16 protein-coding genes are annotated in these 15,405 nt (G+C 63.5%); 6 read left to right on the top strand and 10 right to left on the bottom strand.

Annotated features, from left to right (window positions below; all coding sequences use genetic code 11):
* Position 1 precedes the first annotated feature (1 nt).
* Genes ACN0WF_RS10835 through ACN0WF_RS10820 form a run of 4 tightly spaced genes read right to left on the bottom strand, consistent with a single transcriptional unit; the run spans position 2 to position 5,537 of the window.
* Complete coding sequence (locus ACN0WF_RS10835; protein WP_417772825.1) at positions 2 to 1,339, bottom strand: sugar porter family MFS transporter; 1,338 nt, start codon at positions 1,337 to 1,339, stop codon at positions 2 to 4.
* 23 nt (positions 1,340 to 1,362) lie between these two features.
* Positions 1,363 to 2,697 (bottom strand): sugar porter family MFS transporter, encoded by a 1,335-nt coding sequence (locus tag ACN0WF_RS10830; RefSeq protein ID WP_417772824.1) that lies wholly within the window; start codon positions 2,695 to 2,697, stop codon positions 1,363 to 1,365.
* Positions 2,698 to 2,721: 24 nt separating this feature from the next.
* Entirely contained in the window at positions 2,722 to 4,212 is a 1,491-nt protein-coding gene (locus tag ACN0WF_RS10825) for an FAD-dependent oxidoreductase (protein WP_417772823.1), read from the bottom strand.
* 11 nt (positions 4,213 to 4,223) lie between these two features.
* Entirely contained in the window at positions 4,224 to 5,537 is a 1,314-nt protein-coding gene (locus tag ACN0WF_RS10820; RefSeq protein WP_417281089.1) for a DegT/DnrJ/EryC1/StrS family aminotransferase, read from the bottom strand.
* A gap of 348 nt (positions 5,538 to 5,885) precedes the next feature.
* Here ACN0WF_RS10820 and ACN0WF_RS10815 point away from each other — a divergent pair, with 348 nt between their 5' ends.
* The 5 genes from ACN0WF_RS10815 (at position 5,886) to ACN0WF_RS10795 (ending at position 9,798) form a co-directional block, all read left to right on the top strand.
* Positions 5,886 to 6,677 carry a DUF930 domain-containing protein gene (locus tag ACN0WF_RS10815; protein ID WP_417281088.1) on the top strand — a complete coding sequence of 264 codons (792 nt, stop codon included), beginning with the start codon at positions 5,886 to 5,888 and terminating at the stop codon, positions 6,675 to 6,677.
* A gap of 113 nt (positions 6,678 to 6,790) precedes the next feature.
* The gene (locus ACN0WF_RS10810) at positions 6,791 to 7,081 is read left to right on the top strand and encodes a ribbon-helix-helix domain-containing protein (protein ID WP_417281087.1); all 291 of its coding nucleotides are present in this window, start codon (positions 6,791 to 6,793) and stop codon (positions 7,079 to 7,081) included.
* 179 nt (positions 7,082 to 7,260) lie between these two features.
* Positions 7,261 to 7,656, top strand: a complete 396-nt coding sequence (locus tag ACN0WF_RS10805; protein WP_417281086.1) for a VOC family protein — start codon at positions 7,261 to 7,263, stop codon at positions 7,654 to 7,656.
* A gap of 29 nt (positions 7,657 to 7,685) precedes the next feature.
* A complete protein-coding gene (locus ACN0WF_RS10800) occupies positions 7,686 to 8,213 on the top strand; it encodes a Twin-arginine translocation pathway signal (RefSeq protein WP_417281085.1) in 528 nt (175 codons plus the stop codon).
* A 13-nt stretch (positions 8,214 to 8,226) separates the two neighbouring features.
* Positions 8,227 to 9,798: a GMC family oxidoreductase gene (locus ACN0WF_RS10795; RefSeq protein ID WP_417281084.1), complete on the top strand. Its 1,572-nt coding sequence runs from the start codon at positions 8,227 to 8,229 to the stop codon at positions 9,796 to 9,798.
* A gap of 225 nt (positions 9,799 to 10,023) precedes the next feature.
* Here ACN0WF_RS10795 and ACN0WF_RS10790 read toward each other — a convergent pair whose 3' ends face one another.
* The 6 genes from ACN0WF_RS10790 to ACN0WF_RS10765 all read right to left on the bottom strand — a co-directional run bounded on the left by ACN0WF_RS10790 (position 10,024) and on the right by ACN0WF_RS10765 (position 14,653).
* Positions 10,024 to 10,728 (bottom strand): MerR family transcriptional regulator, encoded by a 705-nt coding sequence (locus ACN0WF_RS10790; RefSeq protein ID WP_417772822.1) that lies wholly within the window; start codon positions 10,726 to 10,728, stop codon positions 10,024 to 10,026.
* Positions 10,729 to 10,759: 31 nt separating this feature from the next.
* Positions 10,760 to 11,080, bottom strand: a complete 321-nt coding sequence (locus ACN0WF_RS10785) for an integration host factor subunit alpha (RefSeq protein WP_417772821.1) — start codon at positions 11,078 to 11,080, stop codon at positions 10,760 to 10,762.
* A gap of 146 nt (positions 11,081 to 11,226) precedes the next feature.
* On the bottom strand, positions 11,227 to 12,204 hold the full coding sequence (locus ACN0WF_RS10780) for a beta-ketoacyl-ACP synthase III (protein WP_417772820.1): 978 nt from the start codon (positions 12,202 to 12,204) through the stop codon (positions 11,227 to 11,229).
* Positions 12,201 to 13,262, bottom strand: a complete 1,062-nt coding sequence (gene plsX / locus ACN0WF_RS10775) for a phosphate acyltransferase PlsX (RefSeq protein ID WP_417772819.1) — start codon at positions 13,260 to 13,262, stop codon at positions 12,201 to 12,203. The genes ACN0WF_RS10780 and plsX overlap by 4 nt, the downstream gene beginning before the upstream one ends.
* Before the next feature lie 291 nt (positions 13,263 to 13,553).
* Positions 13,554 to 14,102 carry a YceD family protein gene (locus ACN0WF_RS10770; RefSeq protein WP_417772818.1) on the bottom strand — a complete coding sequence of 183 codons (549 nt, stop codon included), beginning with the start codon at positions 14,100 to 14,102 and terminating at the stop codon, positions 13,554 to 13,556.
* Complete coding sequence (locus ACN0WF_RS10765) at positions 14,099 to 14,653, bottom strand: ubiquinol-cytochrome C chaperone family protein (protein WP_417772817.1); 555 nt, start codon at positions 14,651 to 14,653, stop codon at positions 14,099 to 14,101. Before ACN0WF_RS10765 ends, ACN0WF_RS10770 begins: the two co-directional genes overlap by 4 nt.
* Before the next feature lie 154 nt (positions 14,654 to 14,807).
* Here ACN0WF_RS10765 and ACN0WF_RS10760 point away from each other — a divergent pair, with 154 nt between their 5' ends.
* The gene (locus tag ACN0WF_RS10760; RefSeq protein ID WP_417772816.1) at positions 14,808 to 15,290 is read left to right on the top strand and encodes an outer membrane protein assembly factor BamE; all 483 of its coding nucleotides are present in this window, start codon (positions 14,808 to 14,810) and stop codon (positions 15,288 to 15,290) included.
* The last annotated feature ends 115 nt before the right edge of the window (positions 15,291 to 15,405 follow it).

Here is a 15,405-nt window from a genome sequence, read left to right as displayed (position 1 = left end):
CCTAGGAAACGTCACCGACGCGGCGCAATGCGACGCCCGCACGGACATTGTCTTCGATCATGTTCAGGTTCCGCGACTTGGTTTCCGGCAACCAGACCAGCGATACGACCAAGGCCAGACCGCAAACGGCGGAAAAAACCAGGAACACGCCGTCCAGTCCTATGGTCGACACGCCGGACAGAAAGACAAATGCAACAAGCGCGTTGAACAACCAGCTGGTGGCCGACGCGACGGCAATCCCGGTTTCCCGGATCGTTGAGGGTATCAACTCGGACATCAAGACGTAGGGCAAGGGCCCAAGGCTTACGGCAAACGCCCCTATATAGGTGCATAGGGAAACGAGACCGAGGATTGGCAGGTCCCAGGATTTGGCGGCAACCACGCCAAGCAGGCCAATCACCATGATCAGTGACCCGCCGATGGCCAACGGCCTGCGACCCAGCTTGTCGACCGTCGCAATCGCCACGATTGTCGCGACCAGATTGATCAGACCCAGGCCAAACGTCGCGCCAAGCGCTGCCGATCCCGGCGAAAAGCCCAACTCAACAAAGATCGCGGGAGCGTAGTAGAGAATACCGTCGATACCGCTGAGATTTTGCAGGATGAACAGCCCGCAACATAAGCCCAGCACGGCCGGTGTCGTTCCCACGCACATGACCTTCAGCAACGGCACCCCGCCCTTGCCAGCCGGTTGCCCAGACCGGGGCTGATAGTCGAACCCCAGTGTTGCGGCCGCGGCCTGAGCCTGCCCCGGACGCCCTGCCATGCCCAGCCATACCGGGCTTTCCGGCACCAAGGCCAGCGCCACGAGGCCTGCCAGCGCGATCACACCACCCAGCCCGATCCCCAGGGACCATTTGGCTGGGTCCTCCATCCAGAGCGGAACAGCATACGCCGCCAGAATGCCTATCGTGACGGCCAGTTGGAACAGCGACACAACACTGCCGCGATAGCGTGCGGGCGTTGCTTCTCCCGCATACATCGGCGCGGCCATCGACGACAGACCGACCGATAGCCCGATCAGGACCCGTGCCGCCACCAATCCGCTCAAGTCTGGATGCGTCAGGGTAAAGGCATAGCCCGCGCCAGCCAGACCAAAGGCACACAGCAAAGTTACGCGACGCCCCCAGGCCCTTGAGAGTGGCCCCGCCAGAATCGCCCCCAGAAAGCAGCAGATCACGAGCGAGACCGTGACGGACTCCTTGCCCGATGTGCCCAGGCTGAATTCGAGGCCGATCTCATCCAGCCAGCCGGCGAGGCTGGCCGTGCTGTATCCAAACAGCAGGCCAGCGCAAGTTGTCAGGAACGATACGCGGCTTAGCGCGAGATACAGTCGCATCCCCGTTGCCGGTGGTTGAAGGTTCATGCAACCACGCCGCTGTGATGTCTCTCGATTTCTTCCAGGCTGACTCCCTTGGTTTCCGGAGCATAGAACCAGGAGAACACCGCGCCGAGGGCACAGCAGGCCGAGAAGATGGAGAATGTTGCCGGGGCCCCGAATTGGGCCACAACCAACGGAAACGCGAAAACGACGATAAAATTGCAGCTCCAGTTCGCAACCGATGCCATCGCCATTCCCCGACTGCGCAGCGCCAGCGGAAACAGCTCGGACATATAGAGCCACGGCAAGGGCCCAAGGCTAACCGCGAAAAATGCAATATAGGCAAACAGACCAGCCAGGCCGACTGGCGCCAGATCCGGTCGGTCGGCCTGCATCGCATAAGCGATCACCGCCAGGCTGACTGTCGCGCCCAGAAATCCAAGGATGAACAGGGGGCGGCGGCCGAAGCGGTCAACCACGAACATGGCCACGACAGTCATGAGCACATTCACGACGCCGATACCGACGGTTGCCGCAAGCTGGGTGCTTGCACCGTCAAATCCAGCGTGGCTCATGATCGTCGGCGCGTAATAGATGACGGCGTTAATTCCGCTGACCTGCTGCAAGACAAACGCGACAATAGTGAAAATCACCAGCGGACGCACTTTGTCGGACAAGAAGACACCCCAGTCCGGGACCTTGTCATCTGCAGATTTCGACGCTTCGATTTCATCAACAATATGGGTAATCTTATCCTTGGACAGATGAGGTTGCACCTGACCGATAACCGAAATGGCCTCGTCGCGCGCACCGTTCATCGCCAGCCAGCGCGGGCTTTCCGGTGACAGGAAAATCCCGACCAGGGCCACCACCGCAGGTGCCGCCCCCAAAGCCAGCATCCAGCGCCAGGCGCCCAGTGGTTCAAGGGCCATATCCAGAAGATAAGAGACCAGAATGCCCACAGTGATCATCAGCTGAAACGCAGAGACCACCGCCCCACGGTATTTTGCCGGGGCAAGTTCCGCCAGGAACATGGGAGCGGCCAGGGCCGAAGCCCCAATTCCAACGCCCAGAATCAGCCGTGCGACGACCAGCTCTTCCTGCCGCATCGCCAGACCGCTGGCAACCGAGCCGGCGGCAAAGAGCACCGAGCACAAGATCAGGACTTTTCGCCGGCCCAGACTGTCGGCGTACATCGCCGCCAGAATTGCCCCGGCGACGGCTCCCAGAGGGACCGCTGCCGTCAAGAACCCCTCGGCCGTGACCGAGATGTCAAAAGTCTTGGTGATCAGAGGCAGAGCACCAGCAATGACCCCCTCATCGAAACCAAAAAGCAGGCCGAAAAGTGCAGCCAGTGAAACCAGTCGTAAGAGCATCTTGGCCCCTCCCTATTGGGGTCTTCAGGCTGACAGGCGTGCAAGCACGCCTTCGGCATGACGAAGCGACCAAGCGGTGATGGTCAGATAGCTGTTGGCAGATCCCTGCGAGGGCCAGGCCGCCGAATCCGCGACGGACAGATTGGGAAGCCGCCAGAACTGACCATAGGTGTTGGTCACACCGGCTTCAGGCTCGGCGGACATGCGCAGGCCACCGATTTCATGCAGGGCTGCCCCAAGCGGATTGACCTGGGTTCGGATCAGCTCTGCGTTGATGGCCTCCGCGACTTTGGGAAGAAACGCATCCATTTGCGCCAAAACCTCTTTGTCGCTCTCGCTGCGGTCGGCAATGACCGCGTATTTCCCAAGGTCACCGGGGCCATCGCTCTGGCCTTGGGTCAGCTTGACCTCGTTGGTTTCCGAGGATTCTCCCACGCCAAAGCAATAGGCCAGCAGATACAGCCCCTCAGGGTCGCAATCCAGCCAGACGGTGGCATGATACGGCGTATACCAGGTCTCGTTGAACGGGCCCTGGATCTGGATGTGATAAGGGCGCTCTTTCGTCGACGGGATGAACGCATAGATCGGTTCGTTCAAAGGCTCACGCAATTTGAACAAGCCCTGAATGAACTGATGATCGGAAACATGCGTCCCGACATGCGGATGCAGTTCCTTCAATCCCGAAGCCAGCGCCAGGCGTGTCGACTGAATAGCCCCTCCTGCAAACGTGTAGTGCCGGGCAACCAGACGATACCGCTGGTCATCTTCGGTCCCCTTGGCAATCAGCCCGGTCACTTGGCGACCGTCATGATCCACGCGTTCGGCAAGCGTATTGGGCACCAGGGTGATCCGGCCGCGGGCCACATCGCATGACAACAGGCCGCTTCTGATCAGCCGGTCGGCAGCGCAGTCAAATCCGCGCGACACGTATCCGTTGCGCTGCTCCTGCGTGTCGACGCCCAAAGAGGCGTGCTCAGCTTCGATCCCGGCATTCGTCAGACTGTCCAGAAATCCCTGCTGGGCATCACCGCGAAAGAACGGCGGTCGGTCGGTGCTGTTTCCCGACACATGCATCAGGTCTTCGGCATGTTCATAATAGGCTTTGAATTCATCAAACGTGACCGGCCAGTCTGCAAAGTCCCATTCGGAGAACCGCGGCGTACACCCGCCCCAGAACAGCGTGCGACCGCCCACGGCCGACCAGGCGTCGCTGTTCAATGGTGGCGCTATGTCTTCGTCGAAATGCTCGCGGTCGGTCCAGGCGGTGCGGTAGCGTACAAGATTGTGAACTTGAGGAGCCAGATCGCTGCGGCTGCGAAATGGCGTTGAGCCGACGTGGTTGGTCAGCACAAACGGCCCGGCTTCCAAAATCACAACCGACAGCCCCTTGCCGGCCAATTCGATCGCGCTGGTGACCCCGGCGGTGCCCGATCCAACGATCAGAACGTCGATGCTGGTCGTTGCCTTGGCGATTGAAAACAGATCTGTAGCGAGCACAGACGAAAGGGATTGCATGAGTTCTGGCCTCAACGATTGAAATAGGCAGTGGCGACTTTGCGGAACGCAAGGATGATGTCGTCGACATCGTCATCCGTGAGTGTGGAGGCGATGGACAAAAGACCGGCTCGGCCGTGCATATCGTCACAGACCGGCAATTGCCCCCGTCCGTAGTCGATTTGCGACGCAAAGCTGTTGGCTGGATGGGTCCAGGGGAAACCATCCCGGCTGTTGGAGCGCTTGCGGGTCAGGCTGGGGATGTTGAAATACCAATGCAGACCCCATTCACGCATAGGCAAACAGCTCAGCGATCCTTCGGGGCCATGAATGCCCTCCGCCCTGACGGCAGCCATGAAGCGCGCGCAGATATCCTCGTCCTCAAAGGACATGATCAGGAATGGACCGCTGTCGCCGTCGGGGTCGATGACATTGCGGAACTTGATCTGGGGGATCTCCTCCAACGCCGCGCGGATGCGCCATTTAGCCTGTCGCATGGCGCCTGTGATCTTGGCCAGCTTACGCGATTGCGCCAGCGCCATCGCCCCGGCCAGGTCTGACATACGCGCGCCGATGCCCCACAGCTGGCAGGTCTCGTCCGTCGGATCCAGCCGACCAGCTTCATCGCGGGCATAGCCCAGATCATGCAACGCCACGATCCGGCGGAACAAAGCATCATTGTCGCTGACAACCATGCCGCCATCGCCCGATGTCATGTTCTTGTTCAACTGGAAGCTGAACGTTGCGACGTCCCCGAAACGTCCCACTGCCGTGCCGTTTTGACTGGCACCGGCAGCCTGCGCGCAATCCTCGATCAGGCCGATACCATGCGTTCGGGCAATATCGGCAATCTTCGAAACATTGCCAGGGGCGCCACTCATGTGAACCAGCAAGATGGCACGAGAGCGGGGGGTTATCTTGGCCTCGAGATCCGCAGGGTCCATGCAGAAGGTATCGTCGATATCAACCAGCCGCGGGATCGCCCCGGCCCGGACAATAGCCGAGATACAACTCACCCACATATAGCCGGCGACCAGAACTTCATCGCCAGGGCCCACCTCAAGCGCGGACAGGGCAATGGACAACGCCGCGGTTCCCGATGAAACCGCCAGCGCGTTGGAATGCCCGTAGGTCTCGCACCACTCCTTCTCGAGCGTTTCCACCATATGCTGTGGGTTGGGACCATAAAACCTGAACGGGCTTTGAGACTTTACAACCCGCTCAACAAGTTCGCGTTCTTCTTCGCCGATCCAATGAGCTCCTGGAAGTTCCCATGGCAACGGTTTTGTACGAACAGGTTCACCGCCTTCAATCGCCAGGCGATTGGCACGAACTGATGGTTGCATAAATCCCCCTCCTAACACCAATGTTTAGAGCCGTAGATTCCAATGTTTAAGAATGTACTACCCAAACATTGCTACGAATTCATATTCCAGCTGCGTCAGGGTCGATCATCGTTCTCTGTTCTCTGAATGTCCTTTGGACTTGGGTAAAGCCCGCCGATCGCGGCGACGGAAAACGAGGCGTTCACGGTTCACGAAAGGGCAGATTGCAGCCCTGAAGACGCTGCGGAGAACGGGTGTCTGCTCAAGTCTGGTCGGCACTCCCGCATGATGCGCCAGACGCCGGAATTTCGGCTTATTTGGCGAGCAGGGTTTCTCCCTTGTTCCCTTCGGCGATCTCCGGCCACGCCCTTGACCTTTTCGAGCACCGACGACCGGCTGCCTTTCCGGATGCGCTCCGGTTTTGCCATCTCCGCATTGCTGCATGCCGTGCTTCTCTCGGCGCTCACGCTCGCCGTGCCGCGCGATGCGCCGAGGCCGTCGCTCGAGACGATCCCTGTGGAACTTCTGGCCCTGCCCGCGCGAACCGGGTCGCGGCGCCAGCAGGCTGGCACCGACAACACCCCGGTCGAAGCACCGCACTCGCCCCCTTTCACCACAGCGCCTGCCGGTGAAACCGCCCGGCGCGTGACGCCGTCGGCCGCGCCGGAAGCCCCCATCCTCCGCGACAAGGCACCTGCACGGGAGAGGGCGAAGGACAGCGCCCGCCTGCGGCCGGATCCCCCTCGCCGCGACCGACCAACGCCAATGGTGCGCGCCGAAAAGGTCTATTCCACCGCCGCGATGGACAGCCCGCTCGGGCGACAGACACGGGAAGACCTGAAGGGCTTCGACCCGCAGGAGCGCCTTGTCCAGCTCTGCAACTACGAGGCCGTGGAGCAGGTTCGCCACGCCCGACCAAAGCTGCACGCGGATTTCGTCAACGCCTACGCCCGCGCCGATCTGCGGTTCGACGGAGCGACCCTTTCCGCGCAAGGAGCCGCAATCCATGGCGGCGCGGACTGGTATGCGCTCGCCTTCGTCTGCGAGGCGGCGGCGGGCCTCGAGCGGGTCACCGGTTTCACCTATTCCCTCGGCGAGAAGATCGCCCGCCGCGACCTCGAACGCTTCGGCCTGCCCGATGGCGATGTTCACCCGGACTGAGCCGTCCCGCATCCGCACTTGTGCGCAGGCCTCTTGGCGCTACCATGGTTGAACGGCAGCGCCAGCGGAATGACTGGCGGACAAGACACGCGGACACCGCGCGGGAGGACCCCATGTGCCACATCTTCGCCGGGCAGGACCCGGACGACTACGAACCCGAGACGCGCCGCATGCGCCTCAACGGCCAGAGCACGAGCATCCGCCTGGAGCGATCGTTCTGGGACATCGTCGACGAGATCGCGGCGGCGGAGGGCGTCTCGACCCCGGCCTTCATCTCCAAGCTGCACTCCGAGGTACTGGAACTGCGGGGCGAGACCCGCAACTTCACCTCGCTGCTGCGCTGTGCCTGTCTCGTGCGCCTGCGCCAGACGCTGCCGCAGATCCACCTCGAGGCGGCCGAGTAAAAAACGTCCTGTAGTAAATCGATACTACCCGGAGCGAGGTCTCCCGTCCCAGTCTGTCGTTATCGCAAGTCAAAAGACGAGCGTTTGCTGCAAGTGCGAAATCTCGCATCAGCTTGACGGTAGACCGATACGCCAGCCCCTGGGCACGAGGGCCGGCGGAGACGATCCGGGAGTAAATCGTGGCGAAATGCATTCATGCGATGATACGCGTGCTCGATGAAGCGCGCTCCATCGCCTTCTACAGAACTGCCTTCGAACTGGAGATCGCGGAGCGACTCGAGTTCGACAGCTTCATTCTCATCTATCTCCGCAACGACGAAGCCGACTTCGAGGTCGAGCTGACGGTCAACAAGGGACGCACGGACCCTTATGACCTCGGCGACGGCTATGGGCACATCGCTGTCTGCGTAGACGATCTCGACGCAGAGCACGCGCGCTTCGAGGCAGCCGGGCTCGCCCCGCGCAAGATCGTCGACTTCAACCGCGACGGCGCGCTGCTGGCACGGTTCTTCTTTGTCCAGGATCCGGACGGCTATCAGATCGAGGTTCTGCAAAGGCACGGCCGCTACCGCTAGGTGACGGCTGTTTCGGGAGGGAGGAGATTATGACCGAAACGCTTGTATCCCCAAGAGGGCTTTCCAGACGGCAACTGCTGACGCTTGGCGCGGCAGCGGGCGCCGCCTTCGTCACCGGCCCCGGCTTTCTCGCCGGGACCGGCGCGGCATGGGCCATGGAGGTGACCCATGTAAAGCCGGCGACGATGGCGGCGCTGATCCAGATGGCACGCGACATCTACCCGCACGATCATGTCGCAGATGAATTCTACGCCACCGCGGTGAAGGGCTACGACAACGCCGACATGGCCGAAACGGTCGAGGTGGGCATTGCCGGGCTCGACGCGGCGGCGCGCGGCAAGGGCCACGCCGACTATCTCTCCATCGGCTGGGAACGCGACCGGGTGGAGATCCTCAGGGGCATGGAGGAAAGCCCCTTCTTCCAGTTGATCCGCGGCGGGCTCGTCACCGGGCTCTACAACCAGAAGGGCCTCTGGCCGCTCTTCGGCTACGAGGGCGAAAGCTTCTCCAAGGGCGGCTACATCCACCGCGGCTTCGACGACATCAACTGGATCTGAGGGAGGGGCTGTCATGGCTGCACCATTCGACCTGAACGACGACAGCGTCGTCGTCATCATCGGCACCGGCGCGGGCGGCGGTGTGCTTGCCAACGAGCTGGCGCAAAAGGGCGTTTCCGTTGTTTCACTGGAAGCGGGCGGACGCTACCTGCCGGAGGACTACATCAACGACGAGTGGGAGAGCTTCGGCCAGCTCGCCTGGACCGAGCCGCGCTCGACCTCCGGCGACTGGCGCGTGGCGAAGGACTTCTCCGGCCTGCCGGCATGGATTGTCAAGGCCGTCGGCGGCACCAGCATTCACTGGGCCGGCGCATCGCTGCGCTTCCAGGAACACGAGTTCCGGGCACGCAGCACCTATGGCAACGTCCAGGGTGCCAACCTGCTCGACTGGCCGATCGACCTGGCGGAGATGGACCCCTGGTACGAAAAGGCCGAGACCAAGCTCGGCGTCACCCGCACCGGTGGCCGCCCCGGCCTGCCGGGAAACAACAACTACAAGGTCTTCGAGGCCGGCGCCCACAAGCTCGGCTACAAGGAAGTTCATACCGGTCGCATGGCGATCAACAGCCAGGACTACGACGAGCGCGTGTCCTGCCAGCAGACCGGCTTCTGCTTCCAGGGCTGCAAGTGGGGCGCCAAATGGTCGTCGGCCTATACCGACATTCCACGCGGCGAGGCCACCGGCAATCTCGAGGTGCGTGACAACTGCCACGCGCTCAGGATCGAGCATGACGCGAGCGGCAAGGTGACCGGCGTCGTCTATGCCGACAAGGACGGTGCCCACCACCTGCAGAAGGCGCGCGTCGTCTGCGTCGCCGGCAATTCCATCGAGAGCCCGCGTCTGCTGCTCAACTCCGCGTCGAGCATGTTTCCCGACGGGCTGGCGAATTCATCCGGACAGGTCGGGCGAAACTACATGCGCCACACCACGGGCTCGGTCTACGCCATCTTCGACAAGCCGGTGCGCATGTGGCGGGGAACGACGATGGCGGGCATCATCCAGGACGAGTCGCGCCACGATCCCTCGCGCGGCTTCGTCGGTGGCTACGAGTTGGAGACGCTGTCGCTGGGGTTGCCGTTCATGGCCGCCTTCCTCGATCCGGGTGCCTGGGGACGCGAGTTCACCACCGCGCTCGACGGCTACGAGAACATGGCCGGCCTCTGGATCGTCGGCGAGGACATGCCGCAGGAGACCAACCGGATCACCCTCAACCATGATCTCAAGGACCGCTTCGGCCAGCCCGTCGCCAATGTGAACTTCGACAACCACCCGAACGACAATGCCATGCGCGATCACGCCTACAGGCAGGCCATGGCGCTGTACGACGCGGTCGGTGCGACACGCACCTTCCCCACCCCGCCCTATCCCTCGACGCATAATCTCGGCACCAACCGGATGTCCGAGAAGCCGCGCGACGGTGTGGTCGACCGCTGGGGCAAGGCGCATGACGTGCCCAACCTCTTCGTCTCGGACGGCAGCCAGTTCACCACCGGCGCGACGGAAAACCCGACGCTGACAATCGTCGCGCTCGCCATCCGCCAGGCGGACCGGATCGCTTCCGAGCTGGCGAAGGGCAACCTCTAACCCCTGGCAAGGGTCCATGCGGGAAACCTCTCAGGCCACGGACTGCCGCTTCGGTCCGTTCGTGGCCTGATCGGGACGCAGGTGCGCTCGCCGACAGGGTAGCGCTTGGCGCCACCCTCGCGGGGCCGGCCGCCTGTCGACAGGCCGCGCAGCCCGAGGCGAGACGCCGCTTCAGTCCTGAAAATCCGGCTTCGAGAGGAGAGGCCCGATCAGACGGGCGAGAGTTCAGCGCGCCTGGTCGAGGATGCGCTTGCACTCGAGAAGCTCAAAGAGCGTGGCCTGGAGACGGCGGATGTCGTCGCGCGACAACGCCGTCGCGGGGCCATGCTCGCTCCGCTCACCGAGCAGCCTTTCCATCAACCGCAGACCGCCGCGCCCCTGGGGCGGCTCCACGCCTTCGGGCAGGATGCCGCGCGGAACGGGCTCGACATCGAGATCGGCGGAGGAATGCCTGTCGCCCTCGCCTTCATGGCTTGCGGCCGTCATCACGCCGGCACCGGCAGCGGAGGGAGAGGTTTGCGCGGGCTGGCGGGCCGGGCCGCCTGGCGCGGGTGCCGTCCGTGCGGACGCGTTGCGTCCCGCCGTGGCGGCCGCGGCGGCGTCGGGCTGGGTGCCGGCAACCTGGGCCGCGATGGCAGCCAGCGGAATTCCGTCGTCGCGCCACACCTGCATGACGAAACGCGGGCCTTGCTCCTTGAGGATGCGCTGAACGCCCTTGATCGTGTAGCCCTCGCCGTAAAGCAGATGGCGAATGCCGCGCAGGAGATCAATATCCTCGGGACGATAATAGCGCCGTCCACCACCGCGCTTCAGTGGGCGGATCTGTGAGAAACGGGTCTCCCAGAACCGCAGCACGTGCTGCGGAAGGTCGAGATCGTCCGCGACTTCGCTGATGGTGCGAAAGGCGTCAGGGCTTTTGTCAACGGTCACTTGATCGGCACTTTATCGTCGGCAGCGATGGTCACGCCGCGTCGTCCGACGTCCCCATCATGGTCTCGTTGATGCGCTTCTTCAGAACGTTCGACGGCTTGAAAACCATCACCCGGCGCGGAAGGATCGGAACCTCTTCACCGGTCTTCGGGTTTCGGCCTATCCGCTCTCCCTTGGAGCGGACCATGAACGATCCGAACGACGACAGCTTCACAGATTCGCCCGCCACAAGACAATCGGCGATCTCGGAAAGCACTTTCTCGACCAGTTCCGACGATTCAGAGCGAGACAGTCCCACCTTCTGGTAGACCGCCTCGCACAGATCCGCGCGGGTAATTGTCCTGCCGCCCATAGCTCCTCCTAGGCCGGCGCTCAAGACCCGGCAACTCAGGGATGCTTTATCGTTACGTCGCGTAGACTATTTGCTCCCGGGTTGAGGGTCAACCACGTGACGTTACGTTGCTTCGAAAAAGCCCTGCCGGTCAATCCCTTGGCGGATCACCAACGAACGAGGGAGGCGCCCCAGGTGAAGCCGCCGCCCATCGCCTCGAGCATGATGAGATCGCCACGCTTCACCCGACCGTCGCGCACGGCGGTGTCCAGCGCCAGCGGAATCGAGGCGGCGGACGTGTTGCCGTGATCCTCGAGCGTGATGACGATCTTGTCGGGGTCGATGCCCAGCTTCCTGGCGCTGGCGTCAATGATGCGCCGGTTGGCCTGATGCGGGATGAACCAGTCGAGCGCGGCAGCGTCGGTGCCGGTGTCCTCGAAGGCCGCTTCCACCACGTCGGTGATCATCGACACGGCATGGCGGAACACTTCCTTGCCCTGCATGCGCAGGTGACCGACGGTCTGGGTCGAGGACGGCCCGCCGTCCACATAAAGCTTGTCCTTGTGCGCGCCGTCGGAGCGCAGATGCGAGGTCAGCACGCCCCGGTCGGCCGTGGTCCCCTCACCGTCCGAAGCCTCCATGACGACGGCACCGGCGCCATCGCCAAAGAGAACGCAGGTGGTGCGGTCCTCCCAGTCGAGAATGCGCGAGAACGTCTCCGCGCCGATCACCAGAGCCCGCTTCGCCATGCCGCCGCGCAGGTAGGCGTCCGCCGTGGCGAGCGCATAGACGAAGCCGGAGCAGACCGCGTGGATGTCGAAGGCGAAACCGGTGGAGATGCCGAGTTTGTTCTGCACCGTGACGGCCGAAGCCGGAAAGGTGTTGTCCGGCGTCGCGGTGGCCAGGATGATCAGGTCGATGTCGCTCGCCGCCAGGCCGGCGGCTTCGAGCGCCCGGGTCGCCGCGTTGACCGCAAGATCCGAGGTCAGCTCGCCTTCAGCGGCGATGTGACGGGCGCGGATGCCCGTGCGCTGGACGATCCATTCGTCCGAGGTGTCGACCATTGCCGCCAGGTCGGTGTTGGTGAGGCGGCGCTCGGGCACATAGCTGCCAGTCCCGAGGATTATGGAACGCTTGACTGTCACAGATCACCTTCCGAGCCATCCCGCGAGCCGAACCGCCCGCGATGGTAGTGCTTCAAATCATTCAGAATCTTGTGCATCAGATCGTTGCGAGCCATGTCATAGGCAAGCTCGACGGCGGCCGCGAAGCCTTCCGGATCCGTGCCGCCATGGCTCTTGATGACGATGCCGTTGAGGCCAAGGAAAACGCCGCCATTGACGTTGCGCGGGTCCATCTTCTCCCGCAGGCGGTCGAAGGCGTCCTTCGCCAGCAGATAGCCGAGGCGGGCGCGCCAGGTGCGGTTCATGGCGGAGCGCAGATAGCCGCCGATCTGCTTGGCCGTGCCTTCCGCCGTCTTGAGCGCGATATTGCCGGCAAACCCTTCCGTCACCACCACGTCGACGGTGCCCTTGCCGAGATCGTCCCCCTCGACGAATCCGGCGTAGGTGAGCGTGCGCAGATTGGCCTCGCGCAGCAGACGGCCGGCAGTGCGAACCTCCTCCAGCCCCTTGACCTCCTCGACGCCGATGTTCAGCAGGCCGACGGTCGGTCGCTCGATGGAAAACAGCACCCGCGCCATCGCACCGCCAAGCAGCGCGAAGTCGATCAGTTGCTGCGCGTCCGCGCCGATGGTCGCGCCAACGTCGAGCACGATGGATTCGCCACGCGCCGTCGGCCAGATCGCCGCGATCGCCGGGCGCTCGATGTTGGCCATCGTGCGCAGGCAGAACTTCGACATGGCCATCAGTGCGCCGGTGTTGCCGGCGGAAACGGCCACATCGGCATGGCCGGTCTTCACCGCCTCGATGGAGCGCCACATGCTCGACTTCCAGCGTCCCTGCCGCAGGGCCTGGCTCGGCTTGGCGTCCATTCCCACGGACACTTCGCAGTGGTGCAGCGTGGCGGCGGCCTTGAGCGCCGGGTGCCGCTCCAGCAGAGGACCGACAACCGCACTGTCGCCATACAGGGAAAAGGCGATGTCGGGGCGACGCTCGAGCGCCAGCGCGGCGCCGGGCACCACGACCTCAGCCCCTCGGTCCCCACCCATCGCATCGAGAGAAATTCGAACCTTTTGCGCCATTGTCCGCGTTTTCTGGAGCTCCACGCACCCTGAAGGGCGGCCTTCCGCTCGATCCTGCACCCTGACCGCTTTCGCCCGTCCGCGCACTCGCGCATCTGCACAAAAGCCGCCGCGTCCGGCTGCGCCGACACGAGCCTCTCGCCCCTGCCGCAACCGCAGCGCTCACGCTCGTCGAAACCGACGCCGCCAGGGCCTCCGAGACCGCCCGAGCGATGGGGAACATACCCTTTTGGGCCGGCGTGACAACAGCTTTCTCCTCACCGCGAGGCGCTCCGGCGCCCCGGGATCGGCTCAGTCGTCGGTCTTGCGAAGCCCGGCGAGCGCGGCGAACGGCGACGGACGCTCCTCGGCCTTCTCGTCCTCGTCCGGGCGGAATTCCTCGGGAACCTCGGCGTCCGGGGCGCGCGGGAACGGGTCGAGGGCAAGCGTCAACTGCTCGCACAGGATGGCTCCGAGGTCGATGCGCCCGTTGTCGAGCGGGTCGGGCGGGTCATCGGCGAAAGCGTCGACATCGATTTCCCCAGTTGCTTCGGGGGAGGTTTCCACCCTGGGATCGAAGCGCATCTCGAAAGGCTCGTCGATCACCTGCTCGACCGGCTTGAGCGTGACCACGCAGGCCTGCGTCGCGACCGCGTGCAACACGCCCCTGACGGCGACGCCTTCGCGCCGCCACGGCCGCAGCTCGAACTCGCCGCGCAGGCCGGACAGGCCGAGAAGACCGTAGGCGTCCGCGATCCGCGCAACTTCATCCTGCGAGGGAACCAGCGTGACGTTGCGCGGCTTGCCGGAGATCTGCGACGCCTCGACGGGATGGCGAAGGGGAAAGGGCTTTACGGTCAACGGTTCGCTCCACTGACGGTGAACTGCGTCTGGTCGGGCCAGGAGGGCCTGCCGGCGAGAATCTCTGAGACCGGTGCCGCGGCCAGCGTTTCCGCGCTCGCCCGCACATAGGCGGCAAGCGCTGCGGATGCGGCCGGCGCCGAGGCACCAGCGTGAACGTTGCGATCGATCATCTCGATCAGCTCGGCCCGGCTGTCCGAGGCAAGGGCCGCCCCCAGAGCCGCCGCCCTGCCGTAAAAGGCTTCAGCCATCTTCTTGACCTTTTTGGGAACGGAGACGTCGCCCACCCCCAACTCACGCAGCGAGCCATCCATATCGAGGAAGAAGAGGTCGAAAAGCTGCTGGCCGAACTCGCCCGCCTTGTCCTTTTCGCCGCGCAGGCGGTTGAGAACGAGGATCGTGTGCAAGGAGACCATCTCGAACCGTCCGTCGAGCGTATCGGGAACAGCAAGCTCTGCGTAGAAGTGCGGTTGCCGCGCCTGCGCCACGATCGCGGAGTATGCGACGGTCACAAGGTCGGGCGTGCGTCGCCTGAAAAGTCCGAATACCATGGATTGCCTCGATTGCACGACGGTTGCCAAGTGGCCTAGCGCAGGTTAGGGACTTTGCCAAGGATGCGCGAGGAAACCGCGCCGGTCGACGGACGGAAGGCGGGGGTAACCCGCCGGACCGGCGGCGGCGGCACGAAGAACGGGACAGGCATTTATGACGACACGTGTTCGCGGGACTTGGGGCGGAAACGGCACGGCACGAACCGGCTGGGTTCGCGGCGCGCTTGTTGCGGGCATGCTCGCGCTTCCGCTTGGAGGCTGTTTCACCACGACGCTCCAGCATGGGCATGTGCTGTCCACCGACCGGGTGCGCGAGATCCAGGTCGGCTCCAGCCGCGAGCAGGTCGAGCTTCTGCTCGGCTCGCCCTCGACCATGTCGCGCCTCAACGGTGACGCCTATTACTACATCTCCCAGACCAATGAGACGACGGCGTTCCTCGCACCCGAAACGGTCGAGCGCCGCGTTGTCGCGATCTATTTCGACGAGGACGGCTTCGTGCGCGACACCGCCTACTACAGCCTCGAGGACGGCAAGGTCATCGACGTGCTGACGCGCAAGACGCGCACCGGCGGCAGCGACTACGGCTTCCTGACGCAGATCCTGCGCGGCGCCAAGAACCCGAGCCTCAATCTCTGAGGAGCGGGCCCCGCAAAGCGCGTGCGGGCTCGAAAAGAAAAAGCCCGCAGCCAGACGCTGCGGGCGGGTCCGATACCGGACAGGCGGTTCCGGGGAATTCCGGAAAATCCAGAAG

The sequence above is a fragment of the Stappia sp. genome (assembly GCF_048268045.1).
Taxonomy (GTDB): Bacteria; Pseudomonadota; Alphaproteobacteria; order Rhizobiales; family Stappiaceae; genus Stappia.
This window is presented reverse-complemented; position numbering and strand designations above follow the sequence as displayed.

Excerpts from the sequence above, each read along its gene's own strand:
- ACN0WF_RS10835 (WP_417772825.1), bottom strand. The coding sequence starts at position 1,339 with ATGCGACTGTATCTCGCGCTAAGCCGCGTATCGTTCCTGACAACTTGC.
- ACN0WF_RS10830 (WP_417772824.1), bottom strand. The coding sequence starts at position 2,697 with ATGCTCTTACGACTGGTTTCACTGGCTGCACTTTTCGGCCTGCTTTTT.
- ACN0WF_RS10825 (WP_417772823.1), bottom strand. The coding sequence starts at position 4,212 with ATGCAATCCCTTTCGTCTGTGCTCGCTACAGATCTGTTTTCAATCGCC.
- ACN0WF_RS10820 (WP_417281089.1), bottom strand. The coding sequence starts at position 5,537 with ATGCAACCATCAGTTCGTGCCAATCGCCTGGCGATTGAAGGCGGTGAA.
- ACN0WF_RS10810 (WP_417281087.1), top strand. The coding sequence starts at position 6,791 with ATGTGCCACATCTTCGCCGGGCAGGACCCGGACGACTACGAACCCGAG.
- ACN0WF_RS10800 (WP_417281085.1), top strand. The coding sequence starts at position 7,686 with ATGACCGAAACGCTTGTATCCCCAAGAGGGCTTTCCAGACGGCAACTG.
- ACN0WF_RS10795 (WP_417281084.1), top strand. The coding sequence starts at position 8,227 with ATGGCTGCACCATTCGACCTGAACGACGACAGCGTCGTCGTCATCATC.
- ACN0WF_RS10785 (WP_417772821.1), bottom strand. The coding sequence starts at position 11,080 with ATGGGCGGCAGGACAATTACCCGCGCGGATCTGTGCGAGGCGGTCTAC.
- plsX (WP_417772819.1), bottom strand. The coding sequence starts at position 13,262 with ATGGCGCAAAAGGTTCGAATTTCTCTCGATGCGATGGGTGGGGACCGA.
- ACN0WF_RS10765 (WP_417772817.1), bottom strand. The coding sequence starts at position 14,653 with ATGGTATTCGGACTTTTCAGGCGACGCACGCCCGACCTTGTGACCGTC.
- ACN0WF_RS10760 (WP_417772816.1), top strand. The coding sequence starts at position 14,808 with ATGACGACACGTGTTCGCGGGACTTGGGGCGGAAACGGCACGGCACGA.